Annotated in this window: 16 protein-coding genes; 14 read left to right on the plus strand and 2 right to left on the minus strand. The window is 53.4% G+C overall.

The window, feature by feature from the left end:
• The first annotated feature begins 288 nt into the window (after positions 1–288).
• The 6 genes from BMW41_RS01830 (at position 289) to BMW41_RS01850 (ending at position 9,236) form a co-directional block, all read left to right on the plus strand.
• On the plus strand, positions 289–1,119 hold the full coding sequence (locus BMW41_RS01830; RefSeq protein WP_074648340.1) for an N-acetylmuramoyl-L-alanine amidase family protein: 831 nt from the start codon (positions 289–291) through the stop codon (positions 1,117–1,119).
• A 192-nt stretch (positions 1,120–1,311) separates the two neighbouring features.
• Positions 1,312–3,615, plus strand: a complete 2,304-nt coding sequence (locus BMW41_RS01835) for a hypothetical protein (protein WP_074648342.1) — start codon at positions 1,312–1,314, stop codon at positions 3,613–3,615.
• Between the two features lie 48 nt (positions 3,616–3,663).
• On the plus strand, positions 3,664–5,862 hold the full coding sequence (locus BMW41_RS01840; RefSeq protein WP_083378725.1) for an efflux RND transporter permease subunit: 2,199 nt from the start codon (positions 3,664–3,666) through the stop codon (positions 5,860–5,862).
• 450 nt (positions 5,863–6,312) lie between these two features.
• On the plus strand, positions 6,313–7,632 hold the full coding sequence (locus BMW41_RS01845) for a bifunctional folylpolyglutamate synthase/dihydrofolate synthase (protein ID WP_083378726.1): 1,320 nt from the start codon (positions 6,313–6,315) through the stop codon (positions 7,630–7,632).
• 11 nt (positions 7,633–7,643) lie between these two features.
• Complete coding sequence (locus BMW41_RS14490; RefSeq protein WP_169738155.1) at positions 7,644–7,805, plus strand: hypothetical protein; 162 nt, start codon at positions 7,644–7,646, stop codon at positions 7,803–7,805.
• Between the two features lie 9 nt (positions 7,806–7,814).
• Positions 7,815–9,236: a tetratricopeptide repeat protein gene (locus tag BMW41_RS01850; RefSeq protein WP_074648343.1), complete on the plus strand. Its 1,422-nt coding sequence runs from the start codon at positions 7,815–7,817 to the stop codon at positions 9,234–9,236.
• Positions 9,237–9,431: 195 nt separating this feature from the next.
• Here the strand turns inward: BMW41_RS01850 and BMW41_RS01855 are convergent, their stop codons facing one another.
• Positions 9,432–11,984 carry a transglycosylase domain-containing protein gene (locus tag BMW41_RS01855; RefSeq protein WP_074648345.1) on the minus strand — a complete coding sequence of 851 codons (2,553 nt, stop codon included), beginning with the start codon at positions 11,982–11,984 and terminating at the stop codon, positions 9,432–9,434.
• 203 nt (positions 11,985–12,187) lie between these two features.
• On the opposite strand from BMW41_RS01855, the gene BMW41_RS01860 reads away from it, so the two are divergent.
• From BMW41_RS01860 to BMW41_RS01890, 7 genes are all read left to right on the plus strand, one after another.
• Positions 12,188–12,850 (plus strand): YigZ family protein, encoded by a 663-nt coding sequence (locus BMW41_RS01860; protein ID WP_074648347.1) that lies wholly within the window; start codon positions 12,188–12,190, stop codon positions 12,848–12,850.
• A gap of 159 nt (positions 12,851–13,009) precedes the next feature.
• Positions 13,010–14,863, plus strand: coding sequence for a translational GTPase TypA (gene typA, locus BMW41_RS01865; RefSeq protein WP_074648349.1), 1,854 nt, complete (start codon positions 13,010–13,012; stop codon positions 14,861–14,863).
• A gap of 30 nt (positions 14,864–14,893) precedes the next feature.
• Complete coding sequence (locus tag BMW41_RS01870; RefSeq protein WP_074648351.1) at positions 14,894–15,391, plus strand: cob(I)yrinic acid a,c-diamide adenosyltransferase; 498 nt, start codon at positions 14,894–14,896, stop codon at positions 15,389–15,391.
• Between the two features lie 60 nt (positions 15,392–15,451).
• Complete coding sequence (gene dapA, locus BMW41_RS01875) at positions 15,452–16,336, plus strand: 4-hydroxy-tetrahydrodipicolinate synthase (protein ID WP_074648353.1); 885 nt, start codon at positions 15,452–15,454, stop codon at positions 16,334–16,336.
• Positions 16,337–16,457: 121 nt separating this feature from the next.
• The gene (dapB, locus tag BMW41_RS01880) at positions 16,458–17,213 is read left to right on the plus strand and encodes a 4-hydroxy-tetrahydrodipicolinate reductase (RefSeq protein ID WP_074648355.1); all 756 of its coding nucleotides are present in this window, start codon (positions 16,458–16,460) and stop codon (positions 17,211–17,213) included.
• Between the two features lie 152 nt (positions 17,214–17,365).
• Positions 17,366–18,802 carry an adenylosuccinate lyase gene (purB, locus tag BMW41_RS01885; protein WP_074648381.1) on the plus strand — a complete coding sequence of 479 codons (1,437 nt, stop codon included), beginning with the start codon at positions 17,366–17,368 and terminating at the stop codon, positions 18,800–18,802.
• Positions 18,803–18,901: 99 nt separating this feature from the next.
• A complete protein-coding gene (locus tag BMW41_RS01890; RefSeq protein WP_074648357.1) occupies positions 18,902–20,182 on the plus strand; it encodes an adenylosuccinate synthase in 1,281 nt (426 codons plus the stop codon).
• Between the two features lie 249 nt (positions 20,183–20,431).
• On the opposite strand, the gene BMW41_RS14495 is transcribed toward BMW41_RS01890, so the two are convergent.
• A complete protein-coding gene (locus tag BMW41_RS14495; RefSeq protein WP_074648361.1) occupies positions 20,432–20,746 on the minus strand; it encodes a hypothetical protein in 315 nt (104 codons plus the stop codon).
• Between the two features lie 94 nt (positions 20,747–20,840).
• On the opposite strand from BMW41_RS14495, the gene BMW41_RS01905 reads away from it, so the two are divergent.
• Positions 20,841–22,187, plus strand: a complete 1,347-nt coding sequence (locus BMW41_RS01905; RefSeq protein WP_074648363.1) for an N-acetylmuramoyl-L-alanine amidase family protein — start codon at positions 20,841–20,843, stop codon at positions 22,185–22,187.
• Positions 22,188–22,575: the final 388 nt, after the last annotated feature.

Below are 22,575 nucleotides of genomic sequence, written 5' to 3' on the forward strand. Positions count from 1 at the left end.
GAAACAATTTATAAACAATAGACATATAAATAACAATGTGTTGAGTAAACGTACTAATGATGGATAGTGTCTATTGCAATTCTCTGGTATCATCTGTATAATGCATTATAGTTCATAAATTGACAGATGTCAATTAACGTGCTGAATGATGGTAAAAAATAATCGTGTTGAGATTTTATGATCCGGCCGGTATGGTACGATTGTTAAATAGAACGGATTTTTGTGCATGTTTTGTGACGCAGTGCCGATACAATATGAAATGGAAGTCTGAGAAACGGAGGGGAGATTATGAAAACAGGTCTTGAAAACATGGTTCGAACGGTGCTGATGGCATCGATGATCAGTATGGCATTCCCGTTTGCCTCCGCTTATGCGGCGGCTTGGGAAGACACCGGAAACGGCTGGGTGTATGTCAATGAGGCGGGAGAGCGCCTGACCGGCTGGCAGCAGGACGGCGGTCAGTGGTATTACCTGGATGAAAACGGCCTGATGAAGACCGGATGGATCCGGGATGACGGCAAATGGTATCTGTTAGACAGTTCCGGCGCGATGATGACCGGAACCGTGGAAGATGAGGAAACAGAATATCAGTTTTCCGACGCCGGAGACCTGACCAGCGCTGCAAAGAAGAAAAATGAAGGCGGCGGGAGCTTTCCCATCGGCTTTTACACAGAGATACAGCAGGAATTTGCCGACAGTTTAAATGAATCCAAACAGGATGACGGGGAAGACCGGGACAAGACGTCGGACCGGGACGATGATTCCCCTTTTGACTATGATAAGGATAAGGCTTTTGTGATCGACGCGGTTCTGCAGAGAACGGCAGAGCACCGTCTGGAGGCGGCTCTTGCGAACGGTTATCTCAACAGTGCGGTCACCGGGGAGGGAACCATTGACGACTATTATGCGGCGAACCTTCCGAAATGGAAGAGCAAACGTCATATGGAAATATACATCAGCAATACCTATGACGCCTCGACGGCATTTGACCGCCTGATGGCGCGTCACAGCGAGACGAAGAAAAAACGGGTCGACCGGGCTGTCTATTATTCCAGAGCGGGCATCGCTGTGGCCGAGAAAAAAGGCAGACTCTACTTTATGATTGAACTGTCCCGGTAAGAATGCGGGGGAGAAAGCAAGGTTTGAATGCTGCGCTGAAGGGCCGTGTTCAGACATGGATTGGCGGCTCAGACAGACGGAGAAAGAAGTGTCTGGGTCTGGAGGACAAGTTTGAAAGTAAACTTTCAAACTTTGATTGACGGCTCAAATAGACAAGCAAGCTTGTCTGTCTGAGCCTGGAGGACAAAAACTATGAACAGGAATCGGACTATCGTGACAAGAACGCTGGCCGCAGGGATCGCTGCGCTGATGATCGCCGGGAATACGGTTCTTCCGACGTTTGCCGCAGAACCGCAGGTCCAGGTCGATGAGACGCTCTATGTCAATGCGGACTTTTACGGAAGAGCGACGTCGACCAATGTGGTTAAAAGCGTTGGAATGAACGGTCTGACGACCTTTACCGATTACGGAAATTATACGGATGTCATCAATATGACCAACACGGCGGAGCCGGAGAAGGAGGACGGAAAACTCAGCTGGACCGTTCCGGAGGGCACGAGCCGTTTCTACTATGAGGGGAAAATGGACACCAATACGGTGGAACTTCCCTGGAATTTTGATATCAGTTACAAGCTGAACGGTGTGGACACCGCGGCGGAGAAGCTGAACGGTGCATCGGGCCTCGTCGAGATCCACATCAAGGCGACGCCGAACGACCGGGCAAATGTCTATTACCGGAACAATATGCTTCTGACCGTTGCGGTTCCGGTGGATATGGATAAATGCTACAGCGTCGATGCACCGGGTTCCCAGAACCAGAGCGTCGGCAGTTACACCGGCATCATGTTTATGGCGCTCCCCGGCGAAGAAGGTGATTTCACCGTCCGTCTCGGAACGGATAACTTTACCAACACCGGCATTATTATGGCCATGGTTCCCGGAACTCTGTCCGACCTCGGAAAAATCAAGGATCTGAATGAGGCGAAGAACACGTGGCGGGAAAACGGTAACCGTATGTACGACAGCATGACAAAGCTGATTCAGTCCATGGAGGCGATGAAAGGCGATGTGGCGCTTTCCCGGGACGGCATCGGCAATCTTCAGGCTGCGCAGAACAGCTTCAGCGGGAACCGCGTGCAGATTGAAAATCTCAGCACGGAGGCGGTGAACGGCCTTCGCACGCTGACCGATCAGACTGCAGCGATGATCCCCTATATTCAAATCACCCAGCAGGCAGTCACGGACATCAATCAGGATGTGGACACCATGTATGTGACACTCAAGGGAATGCAGGGAGAACTTGACGATCTGGACGGTTCTCTCCGGTCTCTGAGAAGCGCACTCCGCACGGCCTCCGGTTCCGGCAGCGCGTCGGAGCGCGATAAAGCGAAGGAAAAAGCGCTGGAGATCAAGAAAAAACTCTCTGAGCTTCATGCGAGACAGCGTCAGAATCTGGATCAGGCAAGGGCGAATATCGGTGACAGTCTGACCAACATTGACAAGATCAACGACGCCGAGGCAAAACGTCAGGCGCAGATCGCAGCGCAGAATCCGAATCTGGCGGCGGCAGTCAAAAAGTCGCTGGAGGACAGCGTGAACCTCGCCGCGAAGAATAAATATGCGGGAGAAGCTCTGACACGGATCGGTGATGCGGCAGACCAGATCACGGAGGCTTCCCCGGGCCAGCTCCCGCCGGCACTGAATGCCGCGGTGAAATCCGAGGCGGAGCATCAGGCCGAAGTTCTCGGAAAACAGCTGGAGGAGTATGAGAAGATTCTCAGGAGAACGTCGGACAGCACCGCAAAGAACGGTTACTCGAACACCGCCAGCAGGATCTTCCAGGATGCCGAGGATGTGCTGGACGTGGCCGACGGTGTGGACGATTCTGTCATCCAGCTTCTGAATAACATGGATAAGCTGCTGTCGGATATGGACAGCATTGCGGATAAGAGCGCGGACAGCGTGACGGATCTCCGAGGGGTGATGGATGAGCTGAACGATCTCTGCGGCAATGTGGAGACGCTGATTGACACCATGGATTCCTATGTTCCGTCACTTCAGAACGGACTTTCGGATTCTGAGACTCTCATGAACGATCTGACAGATGAGATGAGCGCATCTTACAATCTCCTGAATCTGGTCAATGAGACGGCAAAATCCGCCGGACCGAATCTGGATGCAGGAGCACAGAAGGAACTGAAGGCGCTTCGCGGCACCCTCACGCAGACGCTGAATGTCATCGATCACCTGAAAGGTGTGCGGGAGGCGGCCGACCTCATGAAGCAGACGGTGGACCAGGAGCTGGACAAGCTGGAAGATGAGAATAATTTCCTGAACATCGATCCGGATGCGGAGAAGGTATCCTTCACCTCCGAGCAGAATCCGGCGCCTCACAGTCTGCAGATCATCCTGAGAACGGACGAGATTGATGACACAACGGTCCCGACCGATATCACCGACAACGATGCGGACGTGGACAAGGGCAATGCCTGGACCCGTATCGTCAACATTTTCATAAAGATCTTTGAGGCGATCCGCGATTTCTTTTCAAAGTAACGGAAAAAGCCCCGGATCATTACAGTATTTTGCGGAAGAGAGTGCTTCATGAGTATTTTAGAAAAACTGCATCTGAAAAAGCATGATGCGGCGGGGGAAGGAACAGACGGCGGGGAGGCGCCGAAGAAAAACGCACTGGCGTATTTCATCGTCGACCACAACCACGTCATCTCCAGAATTGTGGCCGTCTTTGTGATCTTCTTTCTGATCTGCATTCCGTTTGTCGGCATCAACTATGATCTGACGTCGTACCTTCCGGAATCCAGCGAGTCCAAGCAGGCGATCGACAAGATGGAGGCAACGTTTGGATATCCCGGCACCGCGCGCATCATGATTAAAGATGTCACTCTGTATGAGGCAAAACAGTACAAGAGCCTCATGGAGAAGGTGGATGGTGTCGATCAGATCGTGTGGTGCGACATAACCACACCGGTCTACTCATCACCGGACTTCATCGACTACACCAAGATCGATGAATACTATAAGGACGGAAACGCGGTGATGGATCTCACCTTTAAAAAGGGTGACAATGACGAATCCACCAAGCAGGCGATCAACCGTCTGACGGAGATTCTGGGAGACCGCGGTTATGTGACCGGTCCGTCACCCACACAGAAACTGATATCGGAAAATGTCCAGCAGCAGATGAAATTCATTCTTCTGTTTGCGGGAGCCGTCATTTTCCTGATTCTTCTGTTCACCACCACTTCCTGGTTTCAGCCGTTCCTGTTTCTCACGGTCATGCTGTGTGCGATCATCCTGAACAAGGGAAGCAACATTATTCTGGGAGAGATCTCCTTTGTCACCAACAACATCCAGGATGTCATGCAGCTGGCGACCTCCATGGACTATTCGGTATTTCTGCTGAATGCCTACGAGCGGGAGCGCGCAAAAGGCCTGGACAATGAGACTGCCCTCAAGATCGGTCTCGGCAACACGATCAACACGGTTCTCGCCAGCTCGATGACCACCTTTTTTGGCTTTCTCGCGCTGGTTACCATGAAGTTCCACATGGGATTCGATCTCGGTATCGTCCTCGCGAAGAGTATCATCTGTTCGCTGCTGATGGTCATCTTCCTGATGCCTGCCCTTCTTCTGAAGTGGAATGACCGTCTGGACCGGACGGAGCACAGGCCGTTTCTGCCGGATTTCCATAAGTTTTCGATCCGCGTGAACCGGTTTAGCCCGTATATTCTTGCGGCGCTCCTGATCTTCGCGCTTCCGGCGTATTTTGCCCAGAGCATGAACGACTTCCGGTTCGGCGTATCTGCGCTGGCCTCCGGAAAACGGACGGCGATCTATCAGGAAACCAGGGAGATTGAGGAGAAGTTCGGAAAATCGAACCTGTTCGTCTGCATTTTTCCGAACGATTCACCCGCCGCGGAGAAGGCCATCATCGATGAGATTGAGGCGATGCCGGACTGCAAAAAGGTCATGGGCATGGCGTCCTATCTTCCGGACGGTGTGCCGGAGCAGATTCTGCCGGTCAGAATCACGGAGCTGTTCCACAAGGACGGATGGACGAGAATTCTGGTCTATCTGAAGACGAAGGAAGAGAGCGAGCTGGCGTTTAAGGACAGCAGTGAGGTGCAGGCGGTCATACGGAAATATTATCCGGAGGAGGGCTTTGTCGCCGGCATGACGCCGACCAACATTGACCTGAAGCAGATTCTGTCGGAGGATTATACCAATGCAAACAATCTGGCGATCTTCTGCATTTTCATGGTTGTGGCCATTACCTATAAGTCGCTGGTGATCCCGATTGTGACGATGATTCCGATCATGATCGCAATCTATATGAATATGTCCTTCCCGTATATTGCGGGGGAGGAAATGATCTATATCGCATACGCCGTCGTCAGTTGTATTCAGCTCGGATCCTGTATTGACTATGCGATCTCGTCCATGGAAAACTATGAGCTGATCCGTAAGACGGAGCCGGACAAGAAGATAGCGGCGCAGAAAATGACGCAGATGAGTTTCCCGTCCATTCTGACGTCGGGCATGATTCTTTCCCTATGCGGTTACTCCATCAATCAGCTGTCCTCCATCCCGGTCATCAGCGAAGTAGGCCATCTGGTCGGAAGAGGGGCGTTTTTTGCGGTGATTGCGGTTACCTGTGCGATGCCGGTTCTTCTGAAACTCTTTGATATGTTCCTCACCACGGACGCGGTGACAAGGCACCGGATTCTGAAAGAAAAGGTGGTGCGTTTCGGCGAGCGGTTCCGTGGAAAAAAACAGGGGTAAGAGAAAAGGAATCCGGATAAAATGAAAATATATCAGAATCGGCAGATTTCGGAGGCAATCCGGGGTCTGCCGATTCTGCGCCTGTAAAAATACCGGTACCCATCTTTGCGCAAATCATATATAATAGGCTCTGTGTGCGGACAAATCCACCTGGTCCGATCGCAACGGACTCAGCCTGCATTTCCCCGAGAAGGCACAGCCGCCGGGAAAATATGCGCTGTCAGATGGATTTCCATGGTCTGCACCGGGCCCGAAAAGACCAGCCGCAGCACGCTATTTCACTAAGTGGCAAAGCCGCTAAGTGAAATATGTGTCGCTGAGTGCTCCACCAATGATGTGAAACACGCTCCGCGGGTATCGGGCGTTTAACGGCAGACGCAGGGCTCCCCTCAGGACCGAGGGGATGGGGAGCCGAAGTCCGCTTGCGGACTTTGTTCGGGGAGGCAGATTATGTTCGATTATCATCAGGTAACTATGGCAGAAGCAGAGGAACATATCAATTCCATTCCGCGTTTTACAAAAGAAAAACACAGCATGGAAGAACTGCGGGGCATGCTTTTGATGCTCCACGCAGAGCCGGAGGGTGAAAAAGTCATCCATGTGGCCGGAACCAACGGAAAGGGATCGGTCTGCGCGTTTTTGGGCTCGATCTATCGGGAAGCGGGCCTTGGCACAGCGGTGTTTACATCACCGCATCTGGTAAAGATCAACGAGCGCTTTTCCTTTAACGGAAAAATGGTCTCGGATGACGTGTTTCTCCGCGCTTATGCGGAGGTGTTTGCGGCGGAGGAGCCGATCCGTCAGAGATACCGCACGATTCCGAGTTATTTTGAATATCTGTTTTTGATGTTTTGTGTGATGTGCCGGGAGATCCCGACCGACCGCATCATTCTGGAGACAGGTCTCGGCGGAAGACTGGACGCGACGAACTGTCTCGAAAAGCCGCATTTGACCGCCATCACGTCCATCAGTCTGGATCACATGCAGTTTCTCGGTGATACGGTGGCAAAAATTGCGGGAGAGAAAGCCGGCATTATCTGCGACGGAGTTCCGGTGGTCTATGACGACACGGATCCGGAAGCGTCCGCGGTGATGGCGAAGACAGCCAGAGAGCGTCATGCAGATGCATATCCGGTGGGAACCGGATCCTTCCGGGATCTACACTTCGAAGAGGGAATGCTCCGGATTACGGCAAAACTCATCGACGGCGGCGGGCAGAATCTGAAGGTGCCGTTTGCGGCGCCCTATCAGGCAGTGAATGCCATGATCGCGATGAGAATTGCGGAGCTGGACGGAATCCGTCCGGAGACGGCTGCGGCGGGAATCGCCGGAATGAAGTGGCCGGCCAGAATGGAGCGCATTGCCCCGGAGATTTATCTGGACGGCGGTCACAATGAAGGCGGAATCCGCGCATTTGCCGGTGCGGCAAAAGAGATTGCCCGGTCCAGACCGGACGGTACGGAGAACGGGAACGGAGCGGTTCGGGTTCTCTTTGCGGTTGCATCCGACAAGGAATACGGGAAGATGCTCGGAATCATCCGTGACCGGCTTCATCCGGACAAGGTTTATCTGACCGTGATGCAGTCGATGCGCACACTCTCGGAAGAGGAGCTGCGAAAGGCTGCGGAGGACACGCTCTCTTCGTACGAAGTCTTTCCGTCGGTTCCGGAGGCGCTCCGGCACGCAGCCGGTGAGAAGAAACCGGGAGATCTGCTCTTCATCTGCGGATCCCTGTATCTGGCGGGAGAAATTAAAGGAATTTTGAAATAAGAGGTAAATCTATGGCAGGAAACAGAGACGAAAAACTCATCGATTTTGAAGAGGAGCTGAGCAGCTTTCAGCCAAGTCTGGATGTCAGCGGTGTCGGTGACGCCATCGTAAAGCAGGATCTGACCGACATGACGGATATTCTGATGGAACTGATGAAACAGGCGAAGGATTGAGAGGGCAGCATGATCCATTCAAAACAAATCCGGGCTGCGGCAAACAGCCTGTACAATGAGGGACTTCGCCGTGCCAAACGCCGCGATCTGACGGGAGCGGCATACTGCCTGAAGCATTGTCTTAATATCTGCAAAAACCACTCCGACGCCCGGGATCTTCTGGGGCTGATCTATTATGAGATGGGGGAGATTTCGGAGGCTCTGGTCCAGTGGGTCATCGCAGCGAATCTGGATGCGAAGGACACCCGCGCGGCGTCGTATATTGAGACGATTCAGGAGCATCAGAGAGAACTGGAAGAGGCGGGAGAACAGATTCGGGCATACAATTCCGCACTCATGCAGGCCCAGTCCGGCAACGCCGACCTGGCGATTCTTCAGCTTTCCGGCGTTGTGGAGAACTATCCCCGATTCGTGAAGGCACAGCTTCTCCTGGCCCTTCTCTGTATTGAGACGGGCAGTTACGTGAAAGCGGGAAGACCGCTGCTGAAGGTTCTGAAAATCGATCGGGAGAACCCGAAAGCCAACCGCTACATGGCGATCGTAAAATCCAGGACGGGAAAGGCGGAGCTGGAGCACAAGCGGTTCCGCAGCACGCTTTCCCACCGGAGAATGACGGACGACGACGTCATTATCCCGACCAGCTACAAGGAAAATACGGGCTGGCAGTCGATTCTGAACATCGGTGCCGGACTTCTTCTCGGAGCGGCGGCCGTGTTTTTCCTGATTATGCCGGCGAGAACCCGGTATCTGAACAACCACCACGCCCAGGAGATTTTCGGTTTCAACGAGCAGCTGAATCAGAAAAATGAGGAGATTGCGAGCCTGAAGACCAGTCTCTCTGAGGCGGAGACCGCGAAAAAAAGCAGCGACGATCAGCTCAATGATCTGATGAACAACAGCGACAGCGTACTGGCGCAGTATTCGACCATGATTCAGATTGAGAATTTTCTCCGTCAGGGCAATATGTCCGCGGCGGCGGCCCTCTATCCGAAATTCCGGCCGGACGCTTTTACCGATGAGACGGTGAAGGGCATCGGCACGGCACTGAAAAATGAGATCGAGACAAACGGCTATCAGACGCTGGAAGATACCGCGTATTCCGAGTGGGCGGCGGGACGTTTTGCAAGCGCGCTGGATCTTTATAACACCTGTCTTCAGATCCGTCCGGCGAACCCGAAGGTAATCCTTTACATGGCATCGATCAGCAAGGCGATGAACAACAAGGAGGACGCCATCAAGTATTATTCGCAGATCATTGCGAACTTCACGGATTCCGAGCAGGCCTCCACCGCCAGAACTCAGCTTGCGGAACTCTCTCCGGAGGCGGCGCAGGCAGCGGCGAACCAGGCGGATGCCAACCGCAAGGCCGCAGCGGCAGAGGCACAGGCGGCTTCTGAATCCGCAGCGCAGCCGGCGGAAGGCAATGAATAAGACGACGGAAAAACCAGGAGATAAGTATAAAAAAGAAGGATTCCGGGATTTTGAGATCCCGGGATCCTTCTTTTGGTTTTGTGCGGTGAAATCTCCAAAGCCCGTGCCTGTCCATGACTTTGGAGACTTATGAGAGAACGATGGATACCCTCAAAGTCTGTTTCGCCGCGATGTAATAAATGAGAGTGCATTCGCTCAGTCGGGACTGTGAATACTGCAGTAATCCGGCATGGCGAAGGCGGAATCGTCGGTGACATCGCCGCCGTCCGGAACCGTCATGATGACTTTCTGCGTCAGACCGGATTCCGGGCACCTCGATGTGGGCCGCATGCCGGATGCGCCGCAGACCGTGATGCGTACATGATGATCGCAGACCTCGGTGGGAACGGTGCCGGCGGCAAAGTATTCGGTGTACACCGAGGAGCCGCGGGGATCATTCTCACAGACGCCGGTAATCGGCAGTTTTCCGGATTTCCGGCATACATCCGCCGTCTCGATATCGGAGGGGACCGCAAACCCCGGATCCGTCATTCCCTGATGAACGCGCTGCATAATTTTGCGCCAGATGATCTTGTGGAAGGAGGTTCCGCCGTTGTTGACCCCGGTTTCTGAATTGCTGAGGGACTGGTTTCCGTCACAGCCGCCCCAGATGCCGGCGGTGTAATACGGAGTGTATCCGACAAACCAGACATCATTGTTCCGGGTGGTGGTTCCGCTCTTTCCTGCGATGGTCATTCCGTCGAAGGCTGCGGTGGTGCCGGTAGAGTGAACCGGATAACCTCCGCCGTCATAAAGGGTGTTGGATTTCATGACATCCGTCATCGCATTCGTGAGAAGGAAGGCGGTGGAATCCTTCATGACCCGGGTGGCTTCCGGGGTTCCGTCCAGAAGAATTTTTCCGTTCTGGTCCGTCACCTTCGTGTAGAATACCGGTTTCCGGTAGACACCGCCGTCGGCGATGGATGCGAACGCATTGGTCAGCTCGAGGTTGGAGACGCCGTTGGTGATGCCTCCCAGCGCGGTGGCGAGATTGTTATCCGTGGCCGTCAGGGTGCTGATGCCGAGGTTTCGTGCAAATTCCACGCCGTTCTGCGGTTTTACCGTATCCCGCAGACAAAGGACCGCCGGGATGTTCATGGAGTAGGTGATCGCTTCCCGGATGGTGTGATAGCCTTTGTAGTCGTCTCCCCACCAGTTGTGGAAAATCTTTCCGTCACTGGAAAGCGGCGCGTCGTAATAGGTAGTCGCCAGTGTCGCCTGACCGGAATCCAGAGCCGGGGCGAATACGGAGAGCACTTTGAAGGTCGAACCGGGCTGACGGAGGGAATCTGCCGCCCGGTTCAGGATACGGCTGGCTTTTTTTTCGCCGCGGCCGCCGGAAAGCGCTTTGACCTCGCCGGTATTCTGATCCATCAGGACAAAGGATACCTGGGGCTGGATGACGGTGTCGCTGGTCTCGGACAGGATCGTGCCGCCGTCGCTCAGAGCCCGGGCGCGGAATTCGTCCCGGGCGGTATTGGCCTCCGCTTCCGTGGCAAACAGCCCGTCAAAATCCGGCTTTTCCTTCTGGGTCCGGATGTAGGTGCGGATATCATCCTGGGTATAGTTTTTTATGGTGCCGTCGGTTTCCGACACAGAGAGCCGGTAGTCCAGCGAGATTTTGGCTGCGCTGTAGTTGGACGGATCGTTGACCTCTTCGTCGACAATCTTCTGAATGTCGGGATCCTGCGGCGTATAAATCTGAAGACCGCCGGTGTAGAGAAGATTCCACGCCTGGGTGTCGGTATATCCGTAGTTTTTCTTCAGGTCGCCGGTAACCTGCTCAATCAGCTCGTCGGTGTACCAGGAATAGGGATGGGATTCCGAGCGGGAGGCGATGTCATTGGTCTGAATCCGGACATAGACATCATCCTCCAGCGCTTCGTCGCGCTGCTGCGCCGTGATGTAACCCTGACGGTACATTTCCGAGAGGACAATCTCGCGGCGGGAAGCGTTATCCTGCGGATGTGTGATCGGATTGTACCTGGCAGGATTCTGTGTGATGCCGGCGATGACCGCACATTCGGAGAGGTTGAGCTGGGAAACGTCTTTTCCGAAATACCGTCTGGAGGCCGCCTCAACTCCAAGGGTGTCGTTTCCGAGATTGATCGTGTTCAGATAGTTGGTGAGGATGGTTTTTCGATCCACGTCATGGGTCAGTTTCAGCGCGAGGTATTGTTCCTGCACTTTCCGCTCAAAGCGGGAGCCGGCATTTTTCTCCGCACCACCGTTAAAAACGGTGTTTTTGATCAGCTGCTGCGTGATCGTGGAGCCGCCGCCGGAGTAGTTGTCGCTGAGAACACCGGTGACGGCACGGAGAATCGAGCGGATGTCGATGCCGCGGTGCTGCCAGAACCGGGAATCCTCGATGGCGACGAAGGCGTTGACCAGATCGGCGGGGAGTTCATCGTATGTGACACGGATCCGGTTTGACTCGGGCCCGATCAGCTGCTGGACAACCTCACCGTGACTGTTATATATAGAAGAAAAATATTCTGTCGGTTTCATCATCGACGGATCGTATACGGGAGATTCCGCAAGGATGCCGCGGATGGCGCCGTAACCGAAGGAAAGTCCGGTGACGGCAATGAATACCGTGATGCCGGCGATGGTCCCGAGGGTGATGCTGCCGGCCCGGTGACCGAGACGTTTCTTCGGGGATTTCAGTTCGGAAATCCGTCGGTTGATGGAATTTTTGCTGAAATTCATGGAGTGACTCCTTTCAATCTAACGTATTATACCACGAAAAGCACAGGCCGGGCGAGCACTTGTGCGTATCCTGCGGAGCCTCACCGCCGCTTTATGATAAGCTGCCGGCGATCCGCGATCACATTCACAAACCGTTTGCCATTCAGCAGAGGGATGGGATACAATAAGAGAAATGTGTTAGAAAGCAGTGAAGGAGAAACAGCATGGGAGATTACAGACTTCTGTACCGCGGGGGGACCGGAGAGATCGTCGAGAAAAAATCGCGGTTTATTGCGGATGTAACGCCGATTGCCTCGGAGGAAGAGGCACTGGCATTTATCGAGGGAGTGCGGAAGAAATACTGGGATGCCCGCCATCATTGCTTTGCGTATGTCGCGGGACCGAAGGATGAACTGATGCGGTTTTCCGATGACGGGGAGCCGTCCGGGACGGCCGGAAGACCGATTCTGGATGTGCTGACGGGTTCCGGTCTTCACAACTGCCTGATCATCGTGACCCGGTATTTCGGCGGAACGCTTCTGGGAACCGGCGGTCTTGTCCGGGCTTACACCGCCGCGGCGAAAGAGGGAATCGCCAACAGCACGGTGATGGAAGTGATTCCGGCATCCCGTACTCGGCTTCACATGGATTACACGGATCTCGGAAAAGTTCAGTATATTCTCTCGGAGGACGGTATTGTCACGGAACAGACCGAATATGCCGAGGGCGTGGATCTCACGGTGCTTCTTCCGACGGATACGGCAGAGCGGGAGATCAAAAAGCTGGTCAATGCCACCAGTGCCAGAATCTCCGTGACCGACGGTGGAGAGGTCCGCTTCGGCATGGACGGCGGACAGCCGGTCATCTTTGAAGGAGGCCTGTGCTGACCGATCCCGGAGCAAATCTTAAATTTTGTTGAACATTGCGGCCTTTGATGTTAGAATATATAGTCGCTGATTGTGTGTGCCCATAAGCTGCACATGACATAGATAAATATTTTATTGGTCGATGCCCAGTCGCATCATGGAAAGAGAGATTGATAATTTATGAAGACGAAACGTGAAGATGTAAGAAACGTTGCCATTATCGCCCATGTCGATCACGGCAAGACGAGTCTTGTCGATCAGCTCCTGAAGCAGAGCGGTGTATTCCGTCAGAATCAGGAAGTTGAGGATCGTGTCATGGACTCCGGTGATATCGAGCGAGAGAGAGGAATCACGATTCTGTCCAAGAATACCGCAGTTATGTACAACGGCGTCAAGATCAATATCGTCGATACCCCGGGACATGCGGATTTCGGCGGCGAAGTAGAGCGAGTTCTGAAGATGGTTGACGGTGTTGTTCTCGTCGTTGACGCCTACGAGGGACCGATGCCGCAGACCAAGTTCGTTTTGCGCCGTGCGCTGGATCTGGATCTGCCGGCAGTTGTCTGCATCAACAAGGTTGACCGTCCGGACGGAAGACCGCAGGAAGTTGTGGATGAAGTTCTGGAACTTTTTATGGATCTGGACGCATCCGACGAGCAGCTGGATGCTCCGTTCATCTTCGCGTCCGCCAAGGCCGGATTTGCAAAGAAGGATCTGGACGACGACTCCGAGGATATGAAGCCGCTCTTTGACGCAATCATCGAGCACATTCCGGCTCCGGAAGGCGATCAGGAGGCGAATGCCCAGATGCTGATCTCCACCATTGACTACAACGAGTATGTAGGACGTATCGGTGTCGGCAAGATCAGCAACGGAACCATCCGCGTCAACCAGGAGTGCGTGATCGTAAACCATCACGAGCCGGACAAGCAGAAGAAGGTGAAGATCGGTAAGCTCTACACTTATAACGGTCTGTCAAGAGTGGAAGTGGAGTCCGCAACCGTCGGTGACATCGTTGCGCTGTCCGGTATCGAGGATCTTCACATCGGTGATACTGTCTGTGCGCCGGAGGCACCGGAGGCAATTCCGTTCCAGAAGATTTCCGAGCCGACCATCGCTATGAACTTCCTGGTAAATGATTCACCGTTTGCCGGAAAAGAAGGTAAATTCGTCACTTCCCGTCATCTGAGAGACAGACTGTTCCGCGAGCTGAACACCGATGTTTCCCTTCGCGTGGAGGAGATCACCCCGGATAACTTCAAGGTATCCGGCCGAGGCGAGCTTCACCTGTCGGTTCTGATTGAGCAGATGCGCCGCGAGGGATTTGAGTTTGCTGTTTCCAAGGCAGAAGTTCTCTATAAGAAGGATGAGAACGGAAAGAGAACCGAGCCGATGGAGATCGCGTACGTCGATGTTCCGGATGAGTTTACGGGAGCGGTTATTCAGAAACTGACCGCACGCAAGGGCGAACTTCAGGGTATGAGCCCGATCGGCGGAAACTTCACAAGACTTCAGTTCTCCATTCCGTCCAGAGGACTGATCGGATACCGCGGTGAGTTCATGACCGACACCAAGGGCAACGGAATTCTGAACACCGCATTTGACGGATACGCTCCGTACAAGGGCGATCTTGCTTACCGCAAGCAGGGATCGCTGATCGCTTTCGAGCAGGGAACTTCCATCACCTACGGCCTGTTCAACGCACAGAGCCGCGGTACTCTGTTCATCGGTGCCGGTGTGGACGTATATTCCGGTATGATCGTCGGACAGAGTGGAAAGAGCGAAGATATCGAGATCAATGTCTGCAAGACAAAGAAACTTACCAACACCCGTTCTTCCAGCGCGGATGAGGCACTTCGTCTTGTTCCGCCGAAGATCATGAGTCTGGAGCAGTGCCTTGACTTTATCGATACGGATGAACTTCTGGAGGTTACTCCGAACAGCCTTCGTATCCGCAAAAAGATTCTGGATCCACTTCTGAGAAAGAGAGCTGCAATCAGCCGAAAGGATAAGGAAAAAGCGGCTCAGGAGTAAGGAGCATTTGACCGGCATCGGAGGTGCGTTATGGAAGCAGGTACGATACAGATCATCTGCGGCAATGGGACCGGCAAATCCGAACTCGCGCTGGGACGGGCGATCCGCGAGGTGAGCCGGGGCCGCAGGGTTATCGTGATTCAGTATTTGAAGGGTTCCATGCCCCGAGAGGCGGAACAGTGGTACAAGAAACTGGAGCCGGGTCTTCGCCTGTTCCGCTTTGAGAAGAACGGGGAATATTTTGAAGATCTGGATGAGCAGAAAAAAGCGGAAGAGGTGCAGAACATCCAGAACGGACTGCATTTTGCCAAAAAGGTTCTCACAACCGGAGAGTGTGATATGCTGATCCTCGATGAGTTCCTCGGTCTGGTTGATCAGAAGATCGTGAGCGATGAAATGCTCAGGTCTCTGATCGAAGCGAGGGATCCGTCGGCCACACTGATTCTGACCGGACGGAACTGTTCGGAGAAACTCAGAAAATATGCGGACAGCATCATTGATATTGAAAAAATGGATCTCAACCGTTAATCCATCGAATACACGAACAACAGCGTCTTCTGCCCGTTGGGACAGGAAAGGAGTTTTGACATGTCAGTTTTTACCGGAGCCGGAGTTGCACTCGTCACCCCGTTTCATGCCGATGGCACCGTCAACTATGATAAGCTTGATGAGCTGCTGGAAGAGCAGGTAAAGGGCGGTACGGATGCCATCGTCATCTGCGGCACCACAGGCGAGTCCGCCACCCTCACCGAAGAGGAACACAGCGAAGTGATCCGTTTTGCGTGTGAGCGCATCAAGGGGCGCATTCCGGTGGTAGCCGGTACCGGATCCAACTGTACGGAAACCGCGATCCAGCTTTCCAGAGAGGCCGAGGCAGACGGCGCGGATGCCGTTCTTCTTGTTTCACCGTATTACAACAAGACCACCCAGAAGGGTCTGAAGGAGCACTATCAGGCCATTGCCGACGAGATCCATATTCCGGCGATTCTTTACAATGTTCCGAGCCGTACCGGCGTCAACATCAAGCCGGAGACCATCGCCTGGCTCTGCGGAAATGTCGAGAACATCGTCGGCGTAAAAGAAGCCAGCGGTGATTTTTCCGCCATCGCACAGATCGCCAACCTTTCGGACGGAACCGTTGACATCTGGTCCGGAAATGATGACCAGACAGTTCCGATGATGGCGCTGGGCGCAAAGGGCGTTATCTCCGTCTGGTCGAATGTCGCTCCGACTGCGGTGCACGATATGTGCCGTGCGTTCTTTGACGGAGATACAGCCAGGGCAATGAAGACACAGATCGAGGCGATTCCGCTTTTGAACGCGCTCTTCTGTGAAACCAATCCGATTCCGGTCAAGACGGCCATGAACCTGATGGGTAAAAACGTGGGTCCGTTCCGCAGACCGCTTGTGGATATGGAGCCGGAGAATCTTGAGCGGCTGAAGAAGGCAATGCAGGGCGCAGGACTTCTCTGATATTGTTACTTGCGGGATGCAGATTCGGACGGCTTTTCTTTGCCGCCGGCGGATCTGCATCCTAAGCGCGTAAAAAACGCAATACACGAACACGGTTCAATGTTTTTATGAAGGAGGAACTATGATTCGAGCGATTATGCACGGATGCGGCGGACATATGGGCAGGGTGGTTTCGGAACTCTGCAAAAATGATCCGGAGATCGAGATTGTTGCCGGCATGGACATTCATGCGGACGATTCTCTGGGATATCCGGTATTTACCAGATGTTCGGACTGCAATGTCGATGCGGATGTTGTGATTGACTTTTCCGTTGCGGCTGCCGCGGATGAACTTCTGGACTGGTGCGAAGCGCATCATATGCCGGTGGTTTTCTGCACAACCGGTCTGAGCGAGGAGCAGCTTCAGAAGACGAAAAAGGTGTCGGAGAGCGCTGCGGTACTTCGTTCCGCCAACATGTCTCTCGGAATCAATCTCCTCTTAAAGCTGGTGAAGGACGCAGCCAGAAGCCTTGCGCCCAACGGCTTTGACATTGAAATTCTTGAGAAGCACCACAACCGCAAGCTGGACGCGCCCAGCGGCACGGCTCTTGCGATTGCGGATTCCATCAACGATGAGATGAACGGCGAATATCATTACAAATATGACCGTCATTCCTTCCGGGAAAAGAGAGATCCGAAGGAGATCGGACTTCAGGCGATCCGCGGCGGCACCATCGTCGGAGAGCATGACGTTCTTTTCTGCGGTGAGGATGAGGTCATCACACTTCAGCATACCGCCTATTCCAGGGCAATTTTCGGCAAAGGGGCGATCGCGGCAGCGAAGTTCCTGGCCGGCCGCAAGCCGGGCATGTACTCGATGGAGGATGTCATCGGCTGACGGCACCGCAGAAACTGATGGAAACGGGAATACCGTTATCCGCGGCAGTTCAGGGAATCATCCGGTATGCATTTCGGACTGCCGCTTGCGAAACACGAAGAGACCGCTGCCCGGCAGACGGGCGGAGGCCATCCGCATGGAGGGAACAGACAGTGGCAAGTTACGACAGATATGTTAGCCCGCTTTCAGAGCGGTACGCAAGCAAAGAGATGCAGTACATTTTTTCTCCGGAGAAGAAATTCCGGACCTGGAGAAGACTCTGGATCGCGCTGGCGGAGGCAGAGCATGAACTGGGACTCGGGATCACGCAGGAACAGATCGATGAGCTGAAAGAGCACAAAGACGACATCAATTTTGAGGAAGCCAGGGCGCGGGAAAAAGTGGTAAGACATGATGTCATGTCCCATGTATATGCCTACGGTCTTCAGTGCCCGAAGGCGAAGGGAATCATTCATCTGGGCGCGACCAGCTGCTACGTCGGAGACAACACCGACATCATCATTATGACGGAAGCGCTTCAGCTTGTCCGGAAAAAACTGATCTGCGTTCTCGATGAACTTGCAAAATTTGCCGACCGATACAAAGATCAGCCGACGCTTGCATTTACCCACTTCCAGCCGGCTCAGCCGACCACTGTCGGAAAGAGGGCAACGCTCTGGATGATGGAACTGAAACTGGACCTCGACGATCTGGATTACGTGCTCGGCAGCCTTCGTCTTCTCGGCTCCAAGGGAACTACCGGTACACAGGCAAGTTTTCTGGAGCTCTTTAACGGAGATCACGAGAAGTGCAGAAAGATTGATCAGATGATCGCGGAAAAGATGGGATTCCCGGGGTGTTATCCGGTATCCGGACAGACTTACTCCAGAAAGAACGACAGCCGTGTTCTTTCCGTGCTGGCCGGCATTGCCCAGAGTGCCCATAAATTCTCCAATGATATCCGCCTGCTGCAGCATCTGAAGGAAGTGGAGGAGCCATTCGAGAAGAATCAGATCGGATCTTCCGCCATGGCGTATAAGAGAAATCCGATGCGCAGCGAGAGAATGGCCTCTCTGGCGAATTATGTGATGTCGGATCTCATGAATCCGATGCTGGTTGCCTCCACACAGTGGTTTGAGAGAACACTGGACGACTCTGCCAACAAGCGTCTCTCCGTACCGGAAGGTTTTCTCGCAATCGACGGCATCCTCGATCTCTATCTCAATGTCGTGGACGGACTGGTGGTATATCCGAAGGTCATCGAAAAACACATGATGGCGGAGCTTCCGTTTATGGCGACCGAGAATATCATGATGGACTGTGTGAAACTCGGAGGAGACCGTCAGGAACTTCACGAGAGAATCCGTGAGCTTTCCATGGAAGCCGGCAAAAATGTCAAGGAGAAGGGTCTCGACAACAACCTTCTGGAACTGATTGCCGCCGATCCGGCATTCCATGTCACGCTGGATCAGCTGAAGAGCAACATGGACCCGAAGAAGTATGTGGGCCGTGCCCCGAAGCAGGTGGAGGAGTTCCTTGAGGAAGTCATCCGCCCGATTCTGGACGAGAATAAAGAGGATCTCGGCGTCAAGGCAGAGATTAACGTTTAAGGAAACATTCCGATGCGTGCCCTGCCGTGACCGTCAGACGGCAGTACGGACAGGGCGATAATAAATTTGAGCAGCTGAGAAAATTCAGGAGGACACAAAATGGTAAGAGCAATTGTAGGCGCTAACTGGGGCGATGAAGGTAAGGGCAAGATCACAGATATGCTTGCTCAGACCTCCGATGTAGTTGTACGTTTCCAGGGTGGGCATAACGCCGGACACACAATCATCAATGATTACGGACGTTTTTCACTGCACCTTCTTCCGTCGGGTATTTTTAACGACAATACCACCTGTATTCTGGGCAATGGTGTGGCCCTCGATATCGGTAAATTCATCGAGGAGCTGGAGTCCGTTCTCGCACAGGGCATTCCGACACCGAAGATCCTGGTTTCCGACCGGGCACAGATTCTGATGCCGTACCATGTTCTCTTTGATACCTATGAGGAAGAGAGACTGGCCGGCAGATCCTTCGGTTCCACTAAGAGCGGAATCGCTCCGTTCTTCTCCGACAAGTTTGCAAAGGTCGGCTTCCAGGTCAATGAGCTGTTCATGCCGGAAGAGGAACTTCGCGCGCGCGTGGCAAATGTTGTCGAGAAAAAGAACATTGAACTGAAGTATCTCTACAACAAGCCGGAACTCAGCGTGGACGAGGTTTTCGGCCAGCTCATGAAGTACAAGGAGATGATTGCTCCGTATGTAGCGGATACCGCCAAGTTCCTGAACGACGCCATCAAGGCAGGCAAGACCATCCTTCTTGAGGGCCAGCTCGGAACACTGAAGGATCCGGATCACGGCATATATCCGATGGTTACCTCTTCCTCGACCCTGGCAGCATACGGTGCGGTCGGTGCTGGCATCCCGCCGTATGAGATCAAGGACATCATCACCGTTGTAAAGGCATATTCCAGCGCGGTCGGTGCCGGTGCGTTTGTCAGTGAGATCTTCGGCGACGAGGCTGAGGAACTGAGAAAGCGCGGCGGTGATAAGGGCGAGTACGGCGCAACCACCGGAAGACCGAGAAGAGTCGGCTGGTTCGATGCGGTTGCAACCCGTTACGGTGTCCAGAGACAGGGTGCAACACAGGTTGCGCTGACCGTTCTGGATGTTCTCGGATATCTGGATGAGCTTCATCTCTGTGTCGGATACGAGATTGACGGAGAGATCGTCAAAGATTTCCCGGTTACCTGGAAACTGGAAAAGGCAAAGCCGGTTTACAAGACCATGCCGGGCTGGAAGTGCGACATTCGCGGAATCAAGGAGTACGACAAGCTTCCGAAGGAGTGCCGTGATTACATCGAGGAGATCGAGCGTCAGATCGAGTGCCCGATTAAGATGGTTTCCAACGGACCGGGCAGAAACGAGATTATTTTCCGCAAGTAATATCGAACGCAGACCGGCGGCGTGGTTTTTGTGCCGCCGGGACCTGATAATATGTCCATCACGCAGAGAAAACGCCGGCAGACTGTTCTGCCGGCGTTTTCTCTGCGCGTCTTTTCTCTGCGCGTCTTTTCTCTGCGCATTTTTTCTTCGTTTCTTTTTTCGGTTCCTTTTCTCTCCATTCCGAAGACGGAGAACCCGGATCCGGAGTAAAGAAACGTTAATAAAGTTTCATGGGAATCTGTGCTATAATCAAAGACAGTTATGTGATTCCGGTGTTGAATCCGGGGAAGCTGCGTTTGCGGAAAAAGTACTGTCATCGCCTTCCGGTGCTCCGGATGCCGTTTCGAAGACGTCCCGGTTTGCTTCCCGTTTGTTCTTTATGGAAAGGCGGAGAAACATGGTATAGAGGTAGAGCAGCGCCGGCACAACGACCGTCAGAAACAGACTTGTCATCAGAAGACTCTGGGCGAGGGGACTGCCGATAAGCGCGCAGACCACCGAGCCGGCATAGAGTGCCAAAATGAGGATAACGGCTGAAACAGCCAGGATTCTTTTCAGCTTCATGGGGATTCCTTTCCTTACAGGTTTGTCAGACGATATTATATATGATTCTTAACCATTTTTCCATAAAATCCCGAGAAAGGAGGCGGAGGCGGAGATGAAACAGCGGCGGAACAGTCCTGCGGAAGCGCGGACTCAGAAAAAAACGCACACATCCGGCGGGAGATTTCGCCGGATCGCGGCGGCGATGCTGGCGTTCGGAATGACCTTTTCCGGTATCTTCCCCGGAAACATTTCTCTGTTTACCGCTCCGGCCTACGCGGCGTCAAGAGATTTTACCGGACCGGATGTCGTGTGCCTGGACGGAAAGAACCGGGAGGTACCGGGTAACTGGGAATATGTCGGAAAAGAATGGCGTTACCGCAAAAAGGACGGTACCTATGTCTCGTCTCAGTGGCTGTATTATCAGGATAAATGGTATTATGCGGATGCAGACGGCTATCTTAAAACCGACGGCAGGGTAAAACTTGCCGGACATCCCTATTATTTCGATGAGGACGGAGCGATGATTACCGGTTGGCTTCTGGACAGCGAGGACGGCCGATGGTACCGGATCCGGGAGGACGGGAGTATGACGACCGGCTGGATCAATGCCGGCGGATACTGGTATCTCTTTGACCCGAAGGGCCGTCTCTATATGGGAGGCCGTCATATGGCGGACGGACATCTCTACACCTTTCATGAAAACGGAAGGCTGGCGGCGGGAAGTTTTATCCGTACCAGGTTCTATAATCTGGACGGGATCCACGATCCGGAGGGAGATATGATCCTCTACGGAAAGCGGAAACCGCCGAAGACCGAGGAAGACAAGCTGACGGAGCAGTTTTCCGAGATTCCGCCGTATTGGGTGAACCGCTTCCGCGAGGACGGATGGCAGTTTATGTGGTACACCGATAAGATCTACCTGTCCGCTCCGCTGACAGACCGGGGGATCTGGTATGTGAAATACACGACCGATACCGATTACAAAAAGATCAAGTTTACCGATCCGGAAGCTGTCCGGATGGGGTTCGGCGAATACATTGCATCTGTTCTCAGACGGACGGTGAAAGAGCGGGACAAGATGGAAGAGGCTGTCGTCGGATACGATGAGTTTGCCTCCGGTTCTTCCATTGCCCCCTCGCTTCCGTCATATTTTGCGGACGATGAGAACGCCATGGCTGCCGTTATGTTCTGTGGATATTTTGATCCGGCGGTCCGTGAGGAAATGCGGGAGAATTCCCCGGAACTCGCGGAAACGATCGAGGAACTTCTCCGTGTGACGCCGGACCGGAAGCCGGAAGAGTATGAGCTTTCGGAAAACGGCGGAATGGGATTCGGCGGTTTCGGCCCCGCATCGGAACGCGTTGACTCGAAGGCCACGGGTCCGGCTGCCGAGGGTGAATCCGGTGACCGGGCGCAGGCCGAAACCGGGGCAGAGTCGTCCTCTGCTTCGACATCATGAGAACAAAGTCCGCAAGCGGACTTCGGCTCCCCCATCCCCTCAGTCCTGAGGGGAGCCCCGCGGACTTTGCGCGCCGCCGCTGGTCACCATTAGGTGACAGCTTCCTTGGCGAAGCACTTAGCGAGGTCTTTTCGAGCTTAGATAATATGAAGTGACCCCACATTTGTAGCACCGTGGATTTACCTGTATACTGATGATTGAAAAGATCAATGGTAACAGGGATTACCGCATACAAAAGGAGGTCACCAATGAATAGAATAATCAAAATCGGCATGGATGTCCATAGTACAAACTATACTTTATGTGCAATGGAACCCACGATTGGAACAGAAGACCGTGTTTTTGGTGAAATTCAAGTTGCTCCCGATTATAAAGAAATCATTCTTTT

This window comes from [Clostridium] aminophilum, from assembly GCF_900101295.1.
GTDB classification, from domain to species: domain Bacteria; phylum Bacillota; class Clostridia; order Lachnospirales; family Lachnospiraceae; genus Clostridium_R; species Clostridium_R aminophilum_A.